Genomic DNA, 7,421 nt, shown 5'->3' on the forward strand with positions numbered 1-7,421 from the left:
AGTAGCGATCATCTCGGGGGTGATGATGGCATCTCGGCTGGAGGACCGGCGCTGGACGGCGGCGGTGCCCGGGGCGCTGGGCGTGTTCTTCGCGGTGCTGGCGGCCTACTCGGCGCTCATCGCACTCATCGGGCCGCTGCGGAGGCTGCTGCGGCCGGCCACCGAGGTGATCAGCACCAGCATCTTCTCGGTCGAGGCGAACCTCGGCTACGCGGTGTTCCTGGCGATCCTCGCCGGGGCCGTCGCCCGGCACAAGCGCGCGGCGTACTGGCTGCTGGTGGTGCTGCTGTCGTCGAACATCGCGCTCGACGTGCTCCTGCTGCCACTGGTCCACCTCTTCGGGGACGGCGCCGTCCGGGGGTTCAGGTCCGCCTGGCTGCTGATCACGGGGACGGTCAACCTGGTCTTCGTCACCGGCCTGCTGGCCGTGCTGGTCCTCGCGCGCCGCGAGTTCTACGCCAAGGTGCAGCGCGGCGCCTTCCGCAAGGCGCTGCTCACCCTCGCCGTCCTGTTCGCCGTCTCCTTCGGCGTCGCCTACCTGCTGGTCACCCTCTTCCCCGGCACGCTGGCGGCGCCGGGCCGGTTCGCCTGGGCGCTGGAGAAGGCGCTGGGCGGCGCGGTCACCCTCGACCTCGACCGGGTCGGGCACCCGCCCGCCTGGATCGGCTTCGTCGTGGGCCTGCTGACCGCCGTCGCGATCCTGTCGGCGTTCCTGGTGCTGTTCCGCTCCCAGAAGGCCAGCGCCGAGCTGCCCCCGGCCGAGGAGGCCGCGGTGCGCGCCCTGCTGGCCGCCAGGGGGGAGCGGGACTCGCTGGGATACTTCGCCACCCGCCGGGACCGGACCGCCATCTTCTCGCCGAGCGGCAAGGCGGCCGTCTCCTACCGCGTGGTCGCCGGGGTCAGCCTGGCCGGAGGCGATCCGATCGGGGACGTGGAGGCGTGGGAGCCGGCCATCAGGACGTGGATGGAGCAGGCCGGGGAGTACGGCTGGACCCCCGCGGCCATCGGCGCCAGCGAGGAGGGCGCCAGGGCCTACAACCGGGCCGGGCTGCGGGTGCTCCAGCTCGGCGACGAGGCCGTGATCGAGGTGGCCGACTTCACCCTGGACGGCCGGGAGATGCGAGGGGTGCGGCAGGCGGTCAACCGGGTCGAGCGGGCCGGATACACGCTGCGCGTCCGCCGGCACGAGGAGCTGAGCCCGGAGGAGATGCGCCGGATCATCGACCGGGCCGAGGCGTGGCGGGACACCGAGGCGGAACGCGGCTTCTCCATGGCGCTGGGCCGCCTGGGGGACCCGGCGGACGGCAGGTGCGTGCTGGTGGAGGCCCTCGGGCCGGACGGCGGCCACGCCGCGCTGCTGTCCTTCGTGCCCTGGGGCGAGCACGGCCTGTCCCTGGACCTCATGCGCCGCGACCGCGAGGCCGACAACGGCCTGATGGAGTTCATGGTCTCCGGCCTGGTCAGGCAGGCGCCCGAGATCGGGGTGGAGCACATCTCGCTGAACTTCGCGGTCTTCCGCGCCGCCTTCGAGGAGGGGGCGCGGATCGGCGCCGGTCCGGTGCTGCGGGCCTGGCGGGGGATGCTGCTGTTCTTCTCCCGGTGGTGGCAGCTGGAGTCGCTGTACCGGTCGAACGTGAAGTACCGCCCCGACTGGGTGCCGCGCTACCTCGCCTACGAGGACGGCCGCGACCTGCCCAAGGTGGGTCTGGCCTCGGCGATCGCCGAAGGCTTCCTGGGGCACGGGCCCAGCCTGCCCACGCTGCTGCGGCGCGGGGAGCATCCCGCCCGTCCGGCGGCGGAGGAGCCGGCGGCGCCCCCGGTGGCCCGCGCGCCGGGGACGGGCGGCGGCCGCCGGCGGGGCCCCGCCGTACCGGAGCAGGTCAGGGTCCGCCTGGCCAAACTGGAGCGGCTCCGGGCCGAGGGCGGCGAGCCGTACCCGGTGGGCCACCCGCGCACCCACACCGCCGCCGAGCTGCGCCGGGCCCACCCCGGTCTGGCCGCCGACGCGCGGACCGGGGAGCGGGCCGCGGTGGCCGGGCGGGTGACGCTGGTCCGCGACCACGGCGGGCTGCTGTTCGCCACGGTCGCCGACTGGAGCGGCACCCTCCAACTCATGATCACCCGAGCCGCCGGCCTGGACCGCTGGCGCCGCGCCGTGGACCTGGGCGACCACGTCGCCTGCACCGGCGAGGTCGTCACGAGCAGGACCGGGGAGCTGTCGGTGCTCGCCGACGGGTGGACGATGACCGCCAAGTGCCTGCGCCCGCCGCCCGGCCGGCACCGCGGCCCGGCCGGCCCCGAGGCGCGGGCCCGGCAGCGCCACCTCGACCTGGTGGCCGACCCCGAGGCGCGCGAGACGCTGCGGATCCGGGGTGCCGTCCTGAACGGCCTGCGCACCGCCCTGCTCCGGCGCGGCTTCCTGGAGGTCGAGACGCCGATCCTGCAGCCGGTCCACGGCGGTGCCTGCGCCCGGCCCTTCACCACCCACATGAACGCCTACGACATGCGCCTCTACCTGCGGATCGCGCCGGAGCTGCACCTGAAGCGGCTGTGCGCGGGAGGGGCGGAGCGGGTCTTCGAACTCGGCCGGGCCTTCCGCAACGAGGGCGTCTCCTACAAGCACAACCCGGAGTTCACGCTGCTGGAGGCGTACCAGGCGTACGCCGACTACCGGACGATGCTGGAGCTCACCCGCGAGCTCGTCCAGGAGGCGGCCACCGCGGCGTTCGGCGCGCCGGTGATCCGCAGGCACGGGCAGGAGATCGACATCTCCGGGCCGTGGCGGACGGCCTGCGTGAACGAGGCCCTCTCGGAGGCGGCGGGGGAACAGGTGGGCCCGGACACCTCCGTCCAGGAGCTCCGCAAGCTGGCCGACCGGCTGGCGGTGCCGTACGACCCGGAGTGGGGGTGGGGCGCGATGATCCTGGAGCTGTACGAGCGGCTGGTGGAGGAGCGGACCGTCGAACCGGCCTTCTACACCGACTTCCCGTCGGAGGTCTCCCCGCTGGCCCGGCCGCACCGCCGGGACGCCCGGCTGGCCGAGCGGTGGGACCTGGTCGCCTTCGGCGTCGAGATCGGCACCGCCTACTCCGAGCTGACCGACCCGCTGGAGCAGCGCCGCCGCCTGACCGGGCAGTCGCTGCGGGCCGCCGCCGGAGACCCGGAGGCGATGGAGCTGGACGAGGACTTCCTGCGCGCGCTGGAGTACGGCATGCCGCCCACCGGCGGCCTCGGCATCGGCGTGGACCGGCTCCTCATGCTGCTGACCGGCAGGTCGATGAGGCAGGTGCTGCCCTTCCCGCTGACCCGGCCCCGGAGTTGATGCACTGATCGTGACCATTTACCCCCACAATGGACCGTAAAAAGTCCTTAAAGGGAGGGTGTGGTCATGCCGGACCTCGCGTCCTTGCGGCCTGGGGATCCCGAGCAGGTGCGGGAGTACCGGCTCACCGCGCGGCTCGGTGAAGGGGGCCAGGGGACGGTGTACCTCGGCGTGGCGCCCACCGGCGCCCGCGTCGCGGTCAAGCTGCTCCGGGCCGACCTCGCCCAGGACGAGGAGGCTCTGGAACGTTTCATCCGCGAGGTCAGCACGGCTCAGCGGGTCGCGCCGTTCTGCACGGCCGCGGTCATCGACACCGGTGTCGACCAGCACCGACCCTACATCGTCAGCGAGTACATCGACGGCCTGACGCTGGACGCCGTCGTGGCCCAGGAGGGACCGCGCGAGGGCTCGGCCCTGCACCGCCTGGCGATCGGCACCGTGACCGCGCTCGTCGCGATCCACCAGGCCGGGATCGTGCACCGCGACTTCAAGCCGTCCAACGTGCTGCTCGCCCCCGACGGCCCCCGGGTGATCGACTTCGGTATCGCCAAGGCGCTCGACCGGACCTCCACGCTGACCGCGATGGCGATCGGCACCCCCTCCTACATGACCCCCGAGCAGCTCGCGGGGGAGGCCGCCGGCTCGCCCGCCGACATGTTCGCCTGGGGCTGCACGATGGTCTTCGCGGCCACCGGCGCGCCGCCGTTCGGCACCGACAGCCTGCCCGCGATCTTCAACCGGATCATGAACGTGGAGCCCGACCTGCGGGCGATCGCCGATCCGGCGCTGCGTGATCTGGTGGGGCAGTGCCTGTCCAAGGACGCCGCCCTGCGGCCCACGGCGGGGGAGGCGCTGCTACGGCTGCTCGGCCACGCCGGCGGCGCGCCGGGCGTGCCGGGGCCCACCGCCCCCCGCGGGATCCTCGCCGAGGGGTCGGCCGCCGCCGCGCAGCAGACGGGCCCCGGCCCCAACGGCTACCAGCAGCCTCAGCAGACCGGGCCCGGCGGCCACCAGCAGACCGGGCCCGGCGGCTACCAGCAGACCCGCCCGGCCGGCCCCGGCGGCCATCCGCAGGCCCACCCGGCCGGACCGGGCCACCCGCAGCAGGGCGGGCCGGACCATCAGTGGCAGCGGGGGCCCGGCTACCCGCAGCAGGCGCCCCCGCCGCCCTACGGCGGCCCCGGCCGGGGGCCCGCGGCCTACCCGGTCCCGGGCGCCCCGCCGTACCCGGGGGCGGGCCCCGCGGCCAGGCGCGGGCGCGGCGTCTGGGTCGCGGTCGGCGCGGGGCTCGCGGTCACGCTCGTCGCCGCCGTGGGGATCACCCTGACGCTGCGCGGCGGCACCACGCCCGATCCGGGGCCCTCCCCCCTGGCGGACGGCACCCGGCCGACGGCCGTCTCCGGGTCCGGAGACCCCGTCGCCACCGCCACCCCCGCCGCCACCCCGGCGATCTCCGCCCTGCCCCAGGCCACCAGGACGGTCAAGCTCCCGGGCAGCTCGATCACGCTCCACGAGAGCGACGACGACCCGATCAAACTGAGCTCCTACAGCCTGGACTGGGACAAGAACCTCTACGTCCGCACCTCCGGCACCGACGGCTTCACCAAGAACGACAAGTACTTCCAGTACACGGTGAACGCCTCCGGCACCCACGCGCTGGCCACCGACAAGGTCTACGACAAGAACAACTACGCCGTCGTCTCCGTCGTCGACCGGCGGTCGGGCTCGGTGAGCAAGATCAAGATCACCAAGGCGCCGGTCTACCCGACCCTGCCGCAGTGGTCCCCGGACGGCAGGCAGGGCCTGGTGACGCTGTACGAGGCGGCCGGCGACACCAGCAAGGAGTACGGCTACGCGGTCATCGACATCGCCAGGAAGAAGGCCAGGATCGTCCACGTGAAGGAGAAGGACGCGGGCACCTGGAGCTACTTCTGGCGAGGGGACGGCCGGGCGGTCGGCACCTGGGCGTTGACCGGCAAGACCCAGCGCATCCGCTTCTACGATCTGCAGGGCACCGTGCTGCAGACCCTGCTGGACGTCGGCACCCCGATCACCGTGGAGGGCGACGACATCTCCCCCTCGGGCACGCTCCTCATGACGTACTGCAAGGAGACCAAGAAGGAGATCTGCGTCTGGTCCACCGCCGCCGACGCCGAGGCCCAGGTCAGGATCCCGTTCGCGACCAAGCGGCTCATCGGCTGGTACGACGACCGGCACATCGCCGGCTGGCGGCGCAAGGGCACCGGCTACGAGGCGGTAGTGATCGACTTTCAGGGGAAGGTGAAGCGGGTGCTGGCCACCAGCACCAACGCCAAGGAGTATGACAAGCAGTTCATGCGCTTCACGCGGGAGGACTGAGTTGAGGGACTGGACCCACGCCGAGCACGCCGAGGCCACCGGCCGGGAGATCACCCGGATGGCGGAGGTCCTGCGGGACCGTGACATGTCCACCCCGGTGCCCACCTGTCCGGGCTGGGACCTGGCCGCGCTCACCGCCCACACCGGCGGCGTGCACCGGTGGGCCGCCGCGATGGTGCGCGACCTGGCCGAGCGGCGCTACGACCGCGACAAGATGGAGCTGGGCCTGCCCGCCGACCCCGGCGGCTACGCCGCCTGGCTGGGGGAGGGGGCCGGCTCCCTCCCCGAGGCCCTGCTGTCCCGGGAGCCGCAGGCGCCGATGTGGGCCTGGGGCGGCGACCGGCACGTGCGGTTCTGGTCGCGGCGCCAGCTCCACGAGACCGTGGTGCACCGGGTGGACGCCGAGCTCGCGCTGGGTCTGCCGGTCTCGGTCGACGAGGACGTGGCCGCCGACGGGGTCGAGGAGTTCTTCGACATCCTGCCGTACGCGCGCTGGAGCCCCGGCGTGGCCGAGCTGAGGGGGGCGGGCGAGACGATCTCCCTGCAGGCCGACACCGGCGCCGGATGGGTGGTCACCGTCGATCCCGACCGCTTCCACCACGCGCGCTCCCTCCGGCCGGGGACCGTGACCGTCCGCGCCGCCACCGCGGCGGACCTGCTGCAGGTCGTGTGGGGGCGGCGCAGCCCCCAGGACTACGGCGTCGAGGGCGACACCGGGCTGCTCGGCTGGTGGCTGGAGCGCGCCGTGATCTGAGGCACACGGCGATCGGAGGTTCAAGACATGACAGGGCACCCCGGCGGCTCCCCGCAGCCGCCCCCGCCCCGTGGTGCCATGAGCCTATGATCAAGATGTCTCACGCCGCGGCCGCCGCCGCGCTCGTCACCATGGGCATGCTCGGCGGGACCGCGTCCGCCGATTCCGGTCCCGCCTCCGGACACGACTCCGGCTCCGATCTCGCGAGGGTGACAGTGGACGACAGACAGTCTCGGATCACGGTCGGCGGGGAGGGCAGCCTGGCCTCCGCCCCCGACGTCATGCGCCTGAACGCCGGCGTCGAGGTGCGCCGCGCCACCGCGGGCGAGGCGTTCGCCGCCGCGCGCGAGGCCGCCGCCAGGCTGACGAATGCCCTGCTCAAGGCGGGGATCGAGGCCAAGGACCTGCGGACCGACGAGCTGTCGCTCGGCCCGGAGTACGACGACTATCCCAAGGTCTCCGGTTACCGGGCGGCGCAGGGCGTCGAGGCCGTGGTGCGCGACATCGAGGCCGCCGACAAGGTGATCGACGCGGCGGCCGGGGTCGGCGAGGACGCCCGACTGAACGGCGTCTCCTTCGAGGTGTCCAACACCCGCAAGATCCTCAAGGCCGCCCGCGAGGCCGCGTTCAAGGACGCCGCCGCCCGTGCCGAGCAGTACGCCAGGCTGGCCGGCCGCGAGCTGGGCCGCATCCTGTCGATCGACGAGGAAACTGTCACCCCGCCCCCGCCGGTCACGTTCGGGGGCGCCATGCTCGCCGACAAGGCCGCCTCCGTCAGCCCCGGCGTTGCTGCAGCCGTCGGTTCAGCAGCTGGTGTGGGCGTGGTTGCTACGGCAAAGGTCCGTCCACACCAGTACGGCCTACGGCCGGGACTTGAAGGAGTGGCTGGCGTTCTGCAATGAGCGCAGATCCGCTGGCACGGTTGCGCACGGCCGCGGGCACGCGGGAGGCCGCGGGGCTGAAGCGGACCCTGCGCGCCCGGACGCC

General features: G+C 73.6%; 4 protein-coding genes. All 4 read left to right on the forward strand.

Annotated elements, in window-relative coordinates; genetic code table 11:
* The first annotated feature begins 22 nt into the window (after positions 1 to 22).
* The 4 genes from lysX (at position 23) to ACWDS7_RS25435 (ending at position 7,336) form a co-directional block, all read left to right on the forward strand.
* Positions 23 to 3,322: a bifunctional lysylphosphatidylglycerol synthetase/lysine--tRNA ligase LysX gene (gene lysX, locus ACWDS7_RS25420; RefSeq protein WP_451931307.1), complete on the forward strand. Its 3,300-nt coding sequence runs from the start codon at positions 23 to 25 to the stop codon at positions 3,320 to 3,322.
* Positions 3,323 to 3,388: 66 nt separating this feature from the next.
* Positions 3,389 to 5,680, forward strand: coding sequence for a serine/threonine protein kinase (locus tag ACWDS7_RS25425; RefSeq protein WP_451931304.1), 2,292 nt, complete (start codon positions 3,389 to 3,391; stop codon positions 5,678 to 5,680).
* Between the two features lies 1 nt (position 5,681).
* The gene (locus ACWDS7_RS25430; protein WP_451931305.1) at positions 5,682 to 6,434 is read left to right on the forward strand and encodes a maleylpyruvate isomerase family mycothiol-dependent enzyme; all 753 of its coding nucleotides are present in this window, start codon (positions 5,682 to 5,684) and stop codon (positions 6,432 to 6,434) included.
* A gap of 86 nt (positions 6,435 to 6,520) precedes the next feature.
* Positions 6,521 to 7,336 (forward strand): SIMPL domain-containing protein, encoded by an 816-nt coding sequence (locus tag ACWDS7_RS25435; RefSeq protein ID WP_451931306.1) that lies wholly within the window; start codon positions 6,521 to 6,523, stop codon positions 7,334 to 7,336.
* The last annotated feature ends 85 nt before the right edge of the window (positions 7,337 to 7,421 follow it).

It is taken from the genome of Streptosporangium sp. NPDC003464 (assembly GCF_053588315.1).